This window comes from Ureibacillus sp. FSL W8-0352 (assembly GCF_038004345.1).
Lineage (GTDB): Bacteria > Bacillota > Bacilli > Bacillales_A > Planococcaceae > Ureibacillus > Ureibacillus thermosphaericus.
Genome location: NZ_JBBOQT010000001.1, coordinates 2,697,029 through 2,712,286, shown reverse-complemented (window position 1 = coordinate 2,712,286; position 15,258 = coordinate 2,697,029). Strand labels below are relative to the sequence as shown.

The 15,258-nt window shown below is 37.7% G+C and carries 19 protein-coding genes and 1 pseudogene; all 20 read right to left on the bottom strand.

Features of this window, described 5'->3' with window-relative positions:
• Nucleotides 1–2: 2 nt before the first annotated feature.
• Nucleotides 3–551, bottom strand: a pseudogene (locus tag NST98_RS13675) (transposase); the annotation flags it as partial.
• A gap of 49 nt (nucleotides 552–600) precedes the next feature.
• A complete protein-coding gene (istB, locus tag NST98_RS13670; RefSeq protein WP_016839616.1) occupies nucleotides 601–1,326 on the bottom strand; it encodes an IS21-like element helper ATPase IstB in 726 nt (241 codons plus the stop codon).
• Nucleotides 1,319–2,749: an IS21 family transposase gene (istA, locus tag NST98_RS13665; protein ID WP_016839615.1), complete on the bottom strand. Its 1,431-nt coding sequence runs from the start codon at nucleotides 2,747–2,749 to the stop codon at nucleotides 1,319–1,321. Before istA ends, istB begins: the two co-directional genes overlap by 8 nt.
• A 318-nt stretch (nucleotides 2,750–3,067) precedes the next feature.
• Nucleotides 3,068–4,342, bottom strand: a complete 1,275-nt coding sequence (locus tag NST98_RS13660) for an ISL3 family transposase (RefSeq protein ID WP_026019163.1) — start codon at nucleotides 4,340–4,342, stop codon at nucleotides 3,068–3,070.
• Between the two features lie 106 nt (nucleotides 4,343–4,448).
• Complete coding sequence (gene tnpC / locus NST98_RS13655; protein ID WP_445684046.1) at nucleotides 4,449–6,023, bottom strand: IS66 family transposase; 1,575 nt, start codon at nucleotides 6,021–6,023, stop codon at nucleotides 4,449–4,451.
• Nucleotides 6,024–6,071: 48 nt separating this feature from the next.
• A complete protein-coding gene (gene tnpB / locus NST98_RS13650) occupies nucleotides 6,072–6,425 on the bottom strand; it encodes an IS66 family insertion sequence element accessory protein TnpB (RefSeq protein WP_197722754.1) in 354 nt (117 codons plus the stop codon).
• Nucleotides 6,415–6,612: a hypothetical protein gene (locus NST98_RS13645; protein WP_016839676.1), complete on the bottom strand. Its 198-nt coding sequence runs from the start codon at nucleotides 6,610–6,612 to the stop codon at nucleotides 6,415–6,417. The genes tnpB and NST98_RS13645 overlap by 11 nt, the downstream gene beginning before the upstream one ends.
• Nucleotides 6,613–6,883: 271 nt before the next feature.
• Nucleotides 6,884–7,276, bottom strand: coding sequence for a 30S ribosomal protein S9 (gene rpsI, locus NST98_RS13640; protein WP_016839401.1), 393 nt, complete (start codon nucleotides 7,274–7,276; stop codon nucleotides 6,884–6,886).
• Nucleotides 7,277–7,298: 22 nt separating this feature from the next.
• Nucleotides 7,299–7,736: a 50S ribosomal protein L13 gene (rplM, locus tag NST98_RS13635; RefSeq protein ID WP_016839400.1), complete on the bottom strand. Its 438-nt coding sequence runs from the start codon at nucleotides 7,734–7,736 to the stop codon at nucleotides 7,299–7,301.
• 163 nt (nucleotides 7,737–7,899) lie between these two features.
• Nucleotides 7,900–8,640 carry a tRNA pseudouridine(38-40) synthase TruA gene (truA, locus tag NST98_RS13630; RefSeq protein ID WP_339287623.1) on the bottom strand — a complete coding sequence of 247 codons (741 nt, stop codon included), beginning with the start codon at nucleotides 8,638–8,640 and terminating at the stop codon, nucleotides 7,900–7,902.
• Nucleotides 8,641–8,655: 15 nt separating this feature from the next.
• A complete protein-coding gene (locus NST98_RS13625) occupies nucleotides 8,656–9,453 on the bottom strand; it encodes an energy-coupling factor transporter transmembrane component T family protein (protein WP_339287621.1) in 798 nt (265 codons plus the stop codon).
• Complete coding sequence (locus NST98_RS13620; RefSeq protein ID WP_016839397.1) at nucleotides 9,450–10,319, bottom strand: energy-coupling factor ABC transporter ATP-binding protein; 870 nt, start codon at nucleotides 10,317–10,319, stop codon at nucleotides 9,450–9,452. The genes NST98_RS13625 and NST98_RS13620 overlap by 4 nt, the downstream gene beginning before the upstream one ends.
• Nucleotides 10,295–11,140 (bottom strand): energy-coupling factor ABC transporter ATP-binding protein, encoded by an 846-nt coding sequence (locus NST98_RS13615; RefSeq protein ID WP_339287619.1) that lies wholly within the window; start codon nucleotides 11,138–11,140, stop codon nucleotides 10,295–10,297. Before NST98_RS13615 ends, NST98_RS13620 begins: the two co-directional genes overlap by 25 nt.
• A 369-nt stretch (nucleotides 11,141–11,509) precedes the next feature.
• Nucleotides 11,510–11,890 carry a 50S ribosomal protein L17 gene (gene rplQ, locus NST98_RS13610; protein ID WP_016839395.1) on the bottom strand — a complete coding sequence of 127 codons (381 nt, stop codon included), beginning with the start codon at nucleotides 11,888–11,890 and terminating at the stop codon, nucleotides 11,510–11,512.
• Nucleotides 11,891–11,932: 42 nt separating this feature from the next.
• Nucleotides 11,933–12,877 carry a DNA-directed RNA polymerase subunit alpha gene (locus tag NST98_RS13605; RefSeq protein ID WP_016839394.1) on the bottom strand — a complete coding sequence of 315 codons (945 nt, stop codon included), beginning with the start codon at nucleotides 12,875–12,877 and terminating at the stop codon, nucleotides 11,933–11,935.
• A 128-nt stretch (nucleotides 12,878–13,005) separates the two neighbouring features.
• Nucleotides 13,006–13,395: a 30S ribosomal protein S11 gene (rpsK, locus tag NST98_RS13600; protein WP_340715325.1), complete on the bottom strand. Its 390-nt coding sequence runs from the start codon at nucleotides 13,393–13,395 to the stop codon at nucleotides 13,006–13,008.
• A 24-nt stretch (nucleotides 13,396–13,419) separates the two neighbouring features.
• On the bottom strand, nucleotides 13,420–13,785 hold the full coding sequence (gene rpsM, locus NST98_RS13595) for a 30S ribosomal protein S13 (RefSeq protein WP_016839391.1): 366 nt from the start codon (nucleotides 13,783–13,785) through the stop codon (nucleotides 13,420–13,422).
• A 21-nt stretch (nucleotides 13,786–13,806) separates the two neighbouring features.
• Complete coding sequence (gene rpmJ, locus NST98_RS13590) at nucleotides 13,807–13,920, bottom strand: 50S ribosomal protein L36 (RefSeq protein WP_000868344.1); 114 nt, start codon at nucleotides 13,918–13,920, stop codon at nucleotides 13,807–13,809.
• A 36-nt stretch (nucleotides 13,921–13,956) separates the two neighbouring features.
• On the bottom strand, nucleotides 13,957–14,175 hold the full coding sequence (gene infA / locus NST98_RS13585) for a translation initiation factor IF-1 (RefSeq protein ID WP_016839390.1): 219 nt from the start codon (nucleotides 14,173–14,175) through the stop codon (nucleotides 13,957–13,959).
• A gap of 409 nt (nucleotides 14,176–14,584) precedes the next feature.
• Nucleotides 14,585–15,241: an adenylate kinase gene (locus tag NST98_RS13580; protein WP_096550073.1), complete on the bottom strand. Its 657-nt coding sequence runs from the start codon at nucleotides 15,239–15,241 to the stop codon at nucleotides 14,585–14,587.
• Nucleotides 15,242–15,258: the final 17 nt, after the last annotated feature.

The following is a 15,258-nucleotide window of genomic DNA, read 5'->3' as shown; positions in this document are numbered from 1 at the left end:
CAATCCAAATGAGCAAATTCTGTTGATTCTATTTTAGCGTTTACAAATTGAAAGTATTCCTTTAAATAAGCGTTTACGCGTTCGACTGCTGTACGTTCTTGATAAAGCAGTTTCCATCGTTCTGTCCCACGTGCTGGATAGGTAAATTTACGGATATCTATATCACATTTGATTTTGAAAACTTTTTGGCAAAGGGTGTCTTCTCGTAATGGGCAAGTTGCACATTCCTTTGGACGTGTGAATTTTAATGTATTGTACTTAGCGTCAAAGCTGTCATATTGGTAACTATGTTCACGCACACAGGTTGGACGAAAATGTTCATCGAATCCTATATATTCTCCTTCTCGGCGAACGTTGTAAGGAATCACGACTCGCATGGACTGTGATACGGCTTGACGGTAAATAGGTTCAACATCATAACCAGCATCAAATATAGCTATTGTAAATTGACCGTTTCCTAAGTGATGAAGTTTTTTCAATAATGGAATCGCAGCTTTACAATCACTTAAATTACCTGAGGACATCAAACGAGTTGTATTTTGCAAGATAAAAGTGCAGAGAATTGCAATGAAAAATGCAGAGTGTTGCCACCCATTATTTTTACTGTTTTCTCGACAATGCATTCGCTAAACGGAAGCTCTGTCCCGTATAAGAGATGATGTGGGCATGGTGAATTAATCGATCCACCAGAGCTGCCGTTAAACGCGAATCTGAAAAAATACGATTCCACTGACTAAACTCTAAATTTGACGTAATAATCAAACTTTTTTGTTCATAAAACTCTGAAATAATTTGAAAAAGTAACTCTGCTCCTTCTTTTCCAATTGGAAGATAACCCATTTCATCCAATATCATTAAATCATTTTTTTCTAACTTCTTTCTAAATTGCTTTAGTTTCCCTATATTCAAAGCCTGTTCCAATTCTTCAACTAGATGCGAAACTCGATAAAAGCGTACTTCAAAACCTTGTTCACAAGCTCTTCTACCAAGTGCGGATGCTAAATGTGTTTTACCTGTTCCAGGTGCTCCTACTAAAATGACATTCTCTTTTTTTCGAATAAAATCAAGTTGCACCAACTCTTCTTTGGATAGATGGCTAGGTAAACAAATATCTTTGTGCCATTCATAGCTCTCTAATGTTTTCATATCGATAAATCGGGCATTTTTTAAATTTCTTGCAACTTTTGCTTGTTCTCTACCTTCTTGTTCTTTTAATAAAAGCTGGTAAATATATTCTTCCGGTGTTGTAAATGGAACTTCGTGTATTGCTTCAGCGATATATGCTAATCGCAATTGTTTACACAATTGTAAAATGGCATTATTCATGACCAGATTCCCCCGTTCCTTTTGGAGATAGTGCATCATAATCAGTCCATTTTACACCGTAAGGATGTTCTTGTTCTTCTGTGTTGTTTCCAATTAATTCGTAAAAGTTCTGATTAATCTCCTTCATATCATGGTTTATTAAAAGTGTAATCAATTCATTTATTCGTTGTTTTCTCAATGAGTAAGAAGGGACCGTTAAATATTCCTTTATACGAGTTGGTAAGTAACCTGAATATCGTGAATAATCAACTACTAGGGGCTTTTTCAACCAATCTTTTAATATATCTTTCCAAGGAATGAAACGTCGTTTCTTCATATATGGTCTTGCATCTGATAATAAAATTTCTCCTTCATTTGTAATCACTTTGAATGAATCCCAATACGTAATGCAATATAACTGTACATAACTACGCGCTCTAGGCACATGAATTAAATGCTTATCCAATTTAAACTCATTATATTTATTAAACTTGATTGGAAATTGTTTAAATACTGGATACGGCTCTTTTGGTAATTTGTTTAATTGCTTTTGCTCTTGTTGCCATAAATCCTCAATGAGTTCTCCCTTTTCATAATGTAGTCGATTACGATCGTCCTTCAATTGTTTCTTTAGTTTCTCCGTTAAATCTTCAAAGTCTTTTATAACTGGTGGTAAGCTGAAGAAGTTATATCGAACATAACCCACTTTATTTTCCACATTTCCTTTTTCATTACCTCTCGATGGATTACACACTTGTACCTTAAAGCCATAATAGTTTTGAAAATGGCGAAATGCTTCTGTTAATTCAGCTTCTGTATCACCGTTACGTACTTTTTTGACCGCAGGTGTTAAATTATCAATTCGAATACTAAGGGGCACTCCACCAGCTTGCTTAAACAGTTCTTGTAATCCACCTAAGAAACACTCTAAATTTTCTCCAGGCATCGGTATCGCAAACCCTGTATTACTTGCCGGGAACGTCATCACTAAAACATGAACATCGACAATCTCTCCGTCTTGCACAGCTTCCATTACGCCAAAATCTAATTGTGCTTCTCCTTCTGGATGGTCTAATCGCTCATGTCCTTTACTGATTTCATCATCTTCTCTGGCACGCCATTCTTGAATAAAATTACAAACTGTTCTATAGGACCCTTGAAAGCCCATCTCTTTTAAATCTTCAACAATTTTTTTGTTTGTTCGACGAAGTTTTTTCTTTAACTTGAGATCTTCCTCAAGCCAGTCTATAACGATTTGTCCCCATTTCTCTTCATACATCATCCCTTTTTTAATATGCTTTTTTTCTTGAGGTAATTGATCGCCATCACCATACTTCTTGGCGGTACGCCAATTCACATTCATAGTTTCTGCAATTTTGGAAATAGACAATCCTTTTTCATTTCTTAAAGTTTTGATACAATTAATTTCAGACATTGCTAGCATCCTTTCAAACCACCACTGGTAAAATTCGACACTTTTACAGTAGAGGGACTTGGGGTGGCTGGCAAGTCTTTTTTTTATTGCACTAAAAAAAGTGCTAGACTCTGTACAAATTCGTTGCACTAGTCTGCACTTTTATTATGCAATAAACAGCAAATCTTAAATATCTTGAAAGAGTCATAATAAAATTCCGAAAAAAATTACATTCAAAATACATTCAAATACAACTTTTTATGGTTCTTTGTCAAATAGTGTTGGTGAAAAAATTTTGTGACTTTCCTGGTATATGCAACCGCACAGCTTAGAGGAACTTCGATTCCTCTAAGCTTTTTTCATTGTCATTAAATTTTGGGTGATCAGAATCCGAGTTTTAAAATGTCGGAAACAGCGATAGCCGAAAGAAATACGCTTTATCACCTTAATTTTGTTATTAATCCCTTCTAAAATACCGTTGTTATAATCGTATTTCAACGTATTCTCCACGTAATTTATGTATTTGTTTATTGTCTTGATGGCGGTTTTCATATAGCTGGAAACGCTGTTCCGTTTATTCGCCAAGGTTTTCTTCAAGAGCTCAAAGTCTTTGGTTTTGATGCAATGTCGAACGTATTGGTATAACTCATAGGACGCCTTTAATTCAGAATCCAGATTAATGATGTAGTGTAGAATATCCACCTCACACATGAGCTTTTTAAAGCAGTGATGATATTTGTAGTTTTTATAATCGAGTTTTGTTTGATCTTTCAGAAGGAGCTTCCAGTATTTTTTCAATTTATTGTAATTCTTTTTATCCCGATTCATGACGTTGATGCGCGTTTTGTTTAAAGCTCTGCTAAATAGTTGGAGGATATGGAATTTGTCGAGTACGATTTCCGCTTTAGGGAAAACTTCTTGGATTAAGGAAATATAAGGGCTATACATATCGATGACAATCGTTTTTACCGCATCTCTCGCCTTCTTGGAATACCGTAAGAAATACTCTTTGAGGACATGTAATCTCCGGTCCTCCACGATATCCACAATCTCCCCCGTTTCAGAGTCGCAGAAAATAAAGGACATCGCTCCAGCTGCGGATTTCACTGATTTAAACTCATCAAAACACAAATGCTTTGGAAGGTAGTGAACATTTGGTTGATAGTAGCTATAAAAGCTGTCAATGACTCGACTGACAGTGGCATGAGAAACATTATGTTTCATCGCAATATCTTTTTCGGATATTTTATCTTTGGCGTTTAAAGCAATCGATACTTTGGTATTGTTGGAAATACAACAGTTTTTAGCCACGACGCTCGTTTTTAAAGTAAACGTGGAATGACAATGTTTACAGAAATAACGCTGTTTACGCAATTTTAAGTAGGTATGAAAACCTGAAATGCTAGGCATTTTAATGAGAGACGTTTTAAAACCGTGTTTAATGATTTGATCATCAAAGACATGGCCACAAGCATAACAAGCTTTTGGTTGATACGTTAACGTCCCATGAAAGACTTTAGCTTTTACTTTTTTGATCGTTTCGGTAGAACAAAAATTTTCATCAAATGTGATATTTTTGTCTTTTATATTGAGTAGGTTTCGTATAGAATGATGGTGAGACATGTGACACAACGTAAGCCCGAAATATGTGAGATAAATAAAAAAATGCGCACCCTTCTGGTACACACGACGAATAGCCCTTCAATCCCAAGTTTTTTCGGATTGAGGGCTATTTTGCCATTGCACATGATTCACAAATTGTTTTCGACCATGGCAAATAGCGATCTAATATTTCTGGCTGTTGATGGATTGGTAAACTTGGGAGTTCCGACAATACTTTCACTAAGTATTGATAAAAATCAATTCCATTAGCTTTTGCCGTTTCAGCCAAGCTTAAACAGATGGCATTCGCATCGGCTCCAGATTCACTGACGGAAAACAGCCAGTTTTTTCTTCCAATGACATTTGGCCGAATCGCATTTTCAGCTGGGTTATTGTCCATTTCAATGCGCCCATCATACAGAAAAGCTTTTAAGCCTTCGGCATGCTTCAATGTATACTCCGCAGCTTTGGCAAGGGCATTCTTTCCATAGAAAGGAGATTCATCAATCCATTTGAAAAATGCCTCGACGATTGGTTTGGACTCCTTTTGTCTTGCTTTTCTACGTTCACTCGGTCGAAGTTTTTTAAATTTACGTTCTAACCGATAAAGTTGATTGCAATAATCCACACCAATCCGTCCATTTTTACTATCAGCTTTTAACCAGTATCGACGAACATGAGCCCAGCAGTTGGCAAAATGAATATTCGATACATCATGATATGCAGAATATCCATCGCAGATCATCGTTCCTTTAAAGCCTTTTATAAAGTCAGTCAAAATTTCCCGACTTCGAGATAAAGCACTATGGAACAGAACAATTGCTGGACCTTGAGATGCTACGCTACGGAATACCCAGTTGTAAGCCTTAGACTGGGCTGGCTTCCCATCAGAGCGGTTCAAAACTTGGGCATAGGTTTCATCGACATGAAGGATAGATTTTTTCAAGAGCGTTTCTTTCATCCGATTATATAATGGAAGAAGCCAATCTTCTGCAGTGCGAATCACCCAGTTGGATAGGTTCTTATCATTGGTTAGTAAACCATAACGATGCCATTCCTTTACCTGCCTATATAAAGGTAAATAAAGAATAAATTTATCATAGATGAGTTTTGCTAAGACCGTTGGTCCTGCGATACTTCGCTGAATGGCAGGTTGCGGTGCTTTTCCACGTTTGATTTGTGAGTCTTTATTCGAATCTTTTTTACAAGACCTGCACTCATAAGCGTGTTCAATATGCTGAACACGCTTCATAGTAGCTGGTATGAATTTTGCTTCTTCTCGTACAATCGTGCTGCCAATCTCTGTCATAGGTGATTGACAACACTCGCATTGTAAGTTTTCTGGATGATGATGAATTTCTTCAATTTCTAAACCATCCATAAAAGAATCATTTCGTTTTTTCTTGTTATGTCGTTTACGAACAACTGTGTATGTCACAGTGTCCGTGCTTTTTTCTCCTGTGTGCTCAGGTTCATTAAAAAAAGAGTCGTCATCAAACAAAGAATACTGTCCGTCTGGAGCTTGATACTTTGATTTTTCAGATTTTGAGCCATAAAGCCGTTTAGTTAAATAACGAACTTGTTGTGACAATAATTCAATTTGTTTCAACAGTTCATCATTTTTTTGATTGGCATGAGCTAGTTGCTCTTCTAATAACTGAATTAACTTTTCGTTTGAATCATTGTTCACAACATCCACCACTTTTCCGTACTGATTCTATATAGAGTTGATTATATCATGAATCGGTATTTAGAAGGCACCTTTTTTCGATTTTTGGATGGCTTTAGGTTGTTGAATCGAGAGCCCTTCGAGCAACCATCGAAGCTCCTGTTGAGTCAAATTTCGAACCTCATTTTCATTTCTGGGCCATTGGAGTTTGCCGTTATCGATTCGTTTGTATAACATGGCGAAGCCATCTCCATCAAAATACAAACATTTATAGCGGTCTTTCTTCCGTCCACAAAATAAGAAAATGGCGTTGCTATATGGATCCAGTTCGAAAGAATCCTGAATTAAGGTGGCAAGACCATCAATTCCTTTTCTCATATCCGTACGACCACAAATGATATAGATATTTTTACACTTAGTAAAATCATGAATCACTGCTATTCAACTCCTTGATGACCGTTTGAATGATGTGAGGTTTTACACCGGGGTAAAAGGAGATTTTAAAATTTGTTGCTTGAATAACGCATACAGGTTTGAGAGGACCACGACTCGTTGAGGGTGGAGTTGAATCAGAATCGGATTCCAAATTGACAGGGACGATATTTAGTTTTTCAACTGCCAAACAAAAACACCTCCTCTGTAATCGATAACTCTATCTTACAGGGAGGTACGATCGATTGATATGCGTCGTTTGAATTCGGGCTTACGACACAACTCCTTTGGGAAATGTGGTTTGGCGATTACATTTTACCAGAGTTTGTCACATGTTTCATTTTTTTGTGTAAAAAAATTGGTGCTGGTTGTATCCACCAACACCAAATATTATAGAGCCCTTTTTATTAAATATACAGCCCATTCTAAAAAATCCAGAATGGGCTGTAAACGTTGATAAATTAACGTTTTGAGAATTGTGGTGCGCGACGAGCGCCTTTAAGACCGTATTTTTTACGTTCTTTCATGCGTGGGTCACGAGTTAGTAAACCAGCTTGTTTTAAAGCTGGACGGAAATCTGGATCAACTTGAAGTAACGCACGAGCGATACCGTGGCGGATAGCGCCAGCTTGTCCAGTATAACCTCCACCTTTAACGTTTACTAATACATCGTAACTACCTAAAGTTTGAGTTAATTTTAATGGTTGTTTAATCACTTCACGTAATGTTTCGAATGGAATGTACTCTTCTACATCACGTTTATTAATAATGATTTTGCCTTCGCCAGGTACTAAACGTACACGAGCTACTGAGCTTTTACGACGACCTGTGCCAGTATATTGAACTTGTGCCAAGTGAATATCCTCCTCTAATTAATTATCCGCGAAGCTCGAAGCTTTCTGGTTTTTGTGCAGCATGTGGATGATTTGGACCAGCATAAACATGAAGCTTTTTGAACATTTTGCGTCCTAAAGAGTTTTTAGGAAGCATTCCTTTTACTGCTAATTCGATCATTCTTTCTGGATTTCTTTCAAGCATTTCGCCTGCTGTACGTTTCTTTAAACCGCCAGCGAATTGAGAGTGACGGTAGTAAATTTTATCTTCTAATTTGTTACCAGTTAAATGAATTTTTTCAGCGTTAATTACGATTACATAGTCACCAGTGTCAACGTGTGGTGTATAAATTGGTTTATGTTTACCGCGTAAAATAGCAGCGACTTCTGAAGCTAAACGACCAAGCGTTTTACCTTCTGCGTCAACTACTAACCATTTACGCTCTACTTCATGACCTTTCGCCATAAATGTTGTACGCATGTATATATCCTCCTAATCGATTTCATGAACCGTTAATTTTCCATTTTTCTCACTAATAAGTTTCGGGGCTTATAAGTGGAATGAAAATACCATATGTTATAATATTATAATTCAAAACATAAGTCAAGAAAAATGTTGAACACAAGGAAAAGTTGTTATCGCATTAATAGTATACTTTTTCTAAATATAGCCCGTGGGGAGGAGCCGTTGTTCCTGCCATTTCGCGATTTTTCGATTCAATAATGTCCTTAATAGATTTTGCCTCTCTTTTTCCAATCCCAACTTCCCATAAAGTACCAGCAATAATCCGAACCATATTATATAAAAAGCCACTACCCTCAATGACCATATGAAGTTCCTGATCGTGCCACTCAAAATCGATGGAATAAATCGTGCGAACTTTGTCATCAACAGGTGTACTCGCTGCACAAAAACTAGTAAAGTCATGAGTACCAACTAAATAAGCTGCGCCGTTTTCCATTTTACTTACGTCCGGCTTTCTTCCTCTCGTTTCAACAGTATAGTTTCTCTTGAAAGGACTTTGGACTTCATCACAATTCCATTTATACCGGTATCGTTTTCCTTTCGCATCAAATCGAGCATGAAAATCAGGGGAAACTTCTTCCATATCGAGTATTCGAACATCAGCTGGCAATTGTGCATTTAATGCCACTTTATAGTTTTCTGCTGGAATCGAAAGAGTCGTATCAAAATGAATGACTTGTCCAGTGGCATGAACACGCGCATCTGTACGTCCGCTAGCAAAAATGCGTATGTGTTCGCCCTTATGCATTACTGTTAATACCTTTTCAATTTCAGATTGCACCGTTCTTTTTCCCGGCTGCGCTTGGTAGCCAGAAAAGTGCGTTCCATCATAAGAAATAATTGCTTTTAAGCGTCGCAAGTCTCTCACCTTTTTCTAACTGCGGAAGAACACTAAAAGAGCAGTCATCAATACTAATGCAAAAATACAGGTTGTATCTTTCGCATCCCATTTTAACTGGCGATATCGAGTGCGTCCTTCTCCTCCTCGATATCCCCGCACTTCCATTGCTGTTGCTAAATCTTCTGCCCGTTTAAAGGCGCTTACAAATAAAGGCACCAGAAGGGGAACAACCGCTTTAATTCGATCTTTTATTGGTCCTGCTCCTAAATCGGACCCTCTCGCCATTTGTGCTTTCATGATTTTATCCGTTTCATCCATTAGCGTTGGAATAAAGCGTAACGCAATGGACATCATCAATGCTAATTCATGAATCGGCAATTTAAATTTCTTCAAAGGATTTAATAGTACTTCAAGTCCGTCTGTTATTGAAATAGGAGAAGTTGTTAATGTTAAGATTGTTGTAATAAATACAAGTACAACAAAACGGATCGATATGAAAATTCCTTGTCTTAAACCTGCTTCATAAACCTTTAGAAAACCAAGGTTCAGTAGTACATCTCCTTCTCTAGTAAAGAGAATGTGAATGAGAAACGTGAAAATTACTAAAATGATAACCGGTTTTAATCCATTTATTAAAAAATGTAATCGAATTCTTGAAATCAAAATGACAAACAATGTAAAAATTAACAATAGGCCATATGTAGCCGCATTGTTCGCTAAAAATACAATAACCACAAAAATAAACGTAAATATGAGTTTGGAACGTGGATCTAACTGATGTACGAAGGAATCTCCTGGGATAAATCGTCCGAAAATCATTTTCTCCATCATGAATGATCACGCTCCTTTAACGACCGAGCAATCTCATCCGCTAGCTCTTCCTCAGTTAAACAAATTTTTGAAAGTGGCTTTCCTATTAACTTTTCAATCTTTTGTTGAAATTTCACGATACGAGGAATTTCTAATCGATATTTTTTTAGCGTTTCACTTTCTGAAAATATTTCCCGTGGAACACCTGTTAACACACAGCGTCCTTCATGCATAATCGAAATTTGATCTGCGTATTTCGCCGCATCTTCCATGCTATGGGTGACTAGAATGGTTGTTAATTCTCTCTCTTTATGCAGACGATAAAACAAATCCATAATTTCTTTCTGTCCTCTAGGGTCGAGCCCAGCAGTAGGTTCATCTAATACAATCACATCTGGATTCATTGCAAGTACTCCAGCTATTGCAACCCGTCTCATTTGTCCGCCTGATAAATCAAAAGGCGACTTGTCTAACACTTCTTCAGGCAATCCAACTTGTTTGATGCCTTCGCGAGCCCTCTTCTCCGCTTCTTCTTCAGAAACACCAAAATTCATCGGACCGAACATAATGTCTTTTAATACTGTTTCTTCAAATAGTTGGTGCTCTGGGAATTGGAATACAATACCTACCTTTTGACGAATTGGTTTTAATTCTTTTGCCTTTTTTCCCGCTTCGATTTTTCGCTCTCCAATATGTACGATTCCTTTTGTTGGCTTTAATAATCCATTGAAATGTTGAAGAATCGTTGATTTACCAGAACCTGTATGTCCAATGATTGCATGATAGGTTTTAGATGGAATATCCATCTCCACATCAAATAAAGCATACTTCTCAAAAGGTGTACCTGCTGAATATGCATAGCTTACTTGCTGAAGTTTGATGTCCATAGATCATTCACCAACTCTTCTTCTGTTAAATTATTGCCTGATAAATGTACACCTTTTGCTTGGAGCAGCTCTGTCATCCTCATTGCAAAAGGCAATTCTAAACCAAATTCAGTCAATTTATCCCCTAATGCAAAAATTTCTTCTGGTGAACCTTCTGCATATTTCTTGCCCTGGTTCATAAAAATAACTCGGTCTGCGAGAAGTGCTTCTTCAACATCGTGCGTAATCGATAAAACTGTTAAGCCAATTTCTTTTCTTAATTCTAGAACTGTTTGCAATACTTCTAGTCGCCCTTGTGGATCAAGCATGGAAGTTGCTTCGTCTAAAATTAATAGTTTCGGATGCATTGCAAGGGCTCCGGCAATGGCAACACGTTGCTTTTGACCACCTGATAAATGATGGGGTTCATGGTTTAAAAACTCATACATTTTGACTTTCTTTAAAGACGAAGAAACCCGTTCAACCATTTCTTCAAAAGGCACTCCGTTGTTTTCTAATGCAAAGGCAACATCGTCTTGCACTGTCGCTCCAACAAATTGGTTATCTGGATTTTGAAAAACCATTCCAATTTTTGAGCGAATATCCCAAAGAGTCTCTTCATTTAATATGCTCTGCATGACGCGAATTTCCCCCTCCTGCGGGAAGAGGAGACCACAAACCATCTTCACCATTGTAGATTTGCCTGAACCATTATGACCGACAATGGCAATCCACTCACCCTCATTAATTGAAAACGAAACATTTTGAACAGCTTTACGGGCATCAGGTTTTTCAGGTGTGTATGAAAAAGATACATTATGAAATGATAGAATTTCGGTCACATCTATGCTCCTCTCTCCAGGGCTCTACATTTCTAGTTCTAAATGAATCTCCTATATATAAAAATAAAACACGTTTAAAAATTTTGAAAATTACAAGAAGAAACGTATTTTATTTTTACATACTCTTTAATAGATTTTGGTTTGAATAAAAAAGCGCGCACCTCATTCAGGAGAAATGCGCTAATAACATTTATAGAAGTACGGTTTATTAACGTTCCGTAATCTGATGAATGAGGTGCGGAGAGCTAGACGATACGAATTTTTCATTCGATCATCATAACGCTCATGTGCCATTTTATTGTCGTATAAATCACACATTTGTAAAAAAGGGGGGCGAGTTCAACCGGAAACCCGGACACCCCCTAAAAATTAAACTAACTCGATAATTACTACAGGCGCTCCGTCACCACGACGAGGACCTACTTTTAAGATACGTGTATAACCACCTTGGCGATCAGCGTAACGTGGCGCAACATCATCAAATAATTTTTGAAGAGCGAATTTAGTTTTTTCGTTTCCTTCTTCATCAGTAGTTGTCACTACTTCACGACGGATGAATGCTGCAGCTTGACGGCGAGCATGTAAATCTCCGCGTTTACCTAAAGTAATCATTTTCTCAACAACTGAACGTAATTCTTTTGCACGAGCTTCAGTTGTTTCAATGCGTTCATTAATAATTAAATCAGTTGCTAAATCACGTAATAACGCTTTACGTTGAGAACTTGTACGGCCTAGTTTTCTGTAACCCATGAATGTTCCCTCCTTTATTCGAACATAATAAATAACGATTGCTTAGTCTTCTTTACGTAAAGATAAGCCAAGCTCTGCAAGTTTTGCTTTTACTTCTTCTAATGACTTACGTCCAAGATTACGAACTTTCATCATATCGTCTTCAGACTTATTCGTAAGTTCTAATACTGTATTAATACCTGCACGTTTTAAACAGTTATAGGAACGAACAGAAAGATCTAATTCTTCGATCGTCATCTCTAATACTTTTTCTTTTTGGTCCTCTTCTTTTTCTACCATGATTTCCGCTGCTTGTGCTTCATCTGTTAGACCAACAAAAATATTTAGATGCTCTGTTAATATTTTCGCTCCGAGTGAAATCGCTTCTTTCGGACCGATGCTACCATCAGTCCACACATCAAGGGACAATTTATCGTAATCGGAATTTTGTCCTACACGAGTATTTTCCACTTGATAATTAACGCGTGAAACTGGAGTGTAAATAGAGTCGATCGGGATCACGCCGATAGGAAGATCCTCACGTTTGTTTTGATCAGCAGGAATGTAACCACGGCCTCTCTTAGCATACATACGTATACGCAAATGACCGTTGCTTGCGATTGTTGCTATATACAAATCTGGATTTAAAATTTCAACATCACTATCATGTGTGATATCACTTGCTGTAACTGTTGCTTCACCTTTCACATCAATCTCGAGAATTTTTTCCTCATCGGAGTAGATTTTCAGTGCAAGTTTTTTTAAGTTTAAAATGATTGAAGCAACATCCTCTACTACCCCTTCAATAGTTGAGAATTCATGTAATACCCCATCAATTTGTACAGAAGTAATCGCTGCACCCGGTAATGAGGATAGAAGGATACGACGTAAAGAATTACCCAAAGTAGTACCATATCCACGTTCTAGTGGTTCTATAACAAACTTACCATATGTGGAATCTTCGCTGATCTCAACAGTTTCAATCTTTGGTTTTTCAATTTCGATCATTCAATTTACCCTCCTTCAAAACATCGACTGTATAGGTCATACCATCATAATAGTCAAAAAATCTTGACTTTATAAATTTGTACAATTCTTCTTGCACAAGAATGATGTACTCCAAAGAGTTGCACCCATTACACACGACGACGTTTTGGCGGACGGCAACCGTTATGTGGAACTGGTGTAACATCTTTAATTGCTGTTACTTCAAGTCCTGCAGCTTGAAGTGCACGGATAGCCGCTTCACGACCTGCACCTGGACCTTTAACAGTTACTTCTAACGTTTTTAAACCATGCTCATGGGAAGCTTTAGCAGCGGCTTCAGCAGCCATTTGAGCAGCGTATGGAGTAGATTTACGAGAACCTTTGAATCCAAGAGCACCTGCACTTGACCAAGAAACTGCATTCCCTTGCATATCAGTAATCGTTACGATTGTATTGTTAAATGTAGAACGAATGTGTGCAATACCTGATTCGATATTCTTTTTCACACGACGTTTACGTGATTGTTGTTTACGAGCCATTACGGAAGGAACCCCCTTTACTTATTATTTTTTCTTGTTCGCAACAGTTTTACGAGGACCTTTACGAGTACGTGCATTGTTTTTCGTATTTTGTCCACGAACAGGTAGACCACGACGGTGACGGATACCACGATAGCAACCAATTTCCATTAAACGTTTAATGTTTAGTGATACTTCACGACGTAAGTCACCTTCAATTTTGTACTTATCTAATTCTGTACGGATTCTGTCTAATTCATCTTCAGTAAGATCACGTACACGAGTATCTTCAGATACACCAGCTGCAGCTAATACTTTTTGAGCAGTTGGTTTACCAACACCATAAATATAAGTTAATGAAATTACTACGCGTTTATCGCGAGGAATATCAACACCAGCAATACGTGCCATTTATTCGCACCTCCTTAAAAATTATCCTTGTTTTTGTTTGTGTTTTGGATTTTCACAGATTACCATTACTTTACCGCGTCGGCGAATAACTTTACATTTTTCGCAAATCGGTTTTACAGATGGTCTCACTTTCATTTAACTCAACCTCCTTAGTCTTCGGAGTGCAAAAGATTATTTAAAACGGTATGTGATACGACCGCGAGTTAAATCATAAGGAGATAACTCAATAGTAACCTTATCTCCAGGTAAAATTCGAATGAAATGCATACGAATCTTTCCGGAAACGTGTGCAAGCACCGTGTGCCCATTTTCTAATTCTACCTTAAACATCGCGTTTGGCAAAGTCTCAACAACTGTTCCTTCGACTTCAATTACATCGTCTTTCGCCATCAACCCTGTCTCCCTTCTATATGTGCTAAATCGTTCTCCCTAGAGAACACTCGCAACAGATTTTACAGGTTAGAAGCAACTCCATTAACAAACGTTGGATTGTATGAGAGATGTTCGAAAGACGCTCGTCTGGTTTCGCTTCACACAATCCAGGGAATGAACAGATCCGGTAAGGAAACTGTATTCCTTTGTTAAAATGTCCGGATATCATGGAAAATTCACACCCGTTCACTTGATGCTTCCACGAAACCCATAACACTCTTCACAAAAGAACTTTCTAAGTAAGTATAAGCACTTTCGCAAGTAGTGTATACCGGGCACTAATATGCTTTTGCAACTCTCAATATTTTATGTTGCCTCCGATTACCCCTCGCGAAAAGTATTATGACTTTCGAAAGAATGACGGGTATCAGCTGCGACTGCCCTGTAATAATAGAGCGTCAAGATCAGCAAACACTTTTTCAATCTCTTGCTGACCATTAATATTTGTTAATAAACCTTTTGATTCATAAAAATCAAGTAAAGGTTGTGCTTGTTTCATATTTACTTCCAGGCGATTAGCAACCGTCTCAGGATTATCATCAGCTCGAGTGTATAATTCTCCGCCATCCTTATCACATTTTCCTTCCACTTTAGGAGGATTGAAAATAACGTGATAAGTAGCACCGCAAGTTTTACAGATACGACGACCGCTTAAACGTGCAACTAGTTCATCTTTTTCAACTTGGATATTGATTACATGATCAATTTTTTTACCAAGTTCTTCTAAGATGTTATCTAATGATTCAGCTTGAGGTACCGTGCGTGGGAACCCATCAAGTAAAAATCCATTTTCACAGTCTTTTTGTGCAAGTCTTTCGCGCACGATGCCAATAGTAACCTCGTCTGGAACTAATGCACCTTGATCCATATAGGATTTCGCTTTAAGACCTAGTTCCGTACCTTGACTGATAGCAGCACGGAACATATCACCTGTAGAAATATGAGGGATTTCGTACTTATTCACGATTTTTTCTGCTTGCGTACCTTTACCAGCACCTGGCAAGCCCATTAAAACGATATTCATACGGTTATTTCCCTCCT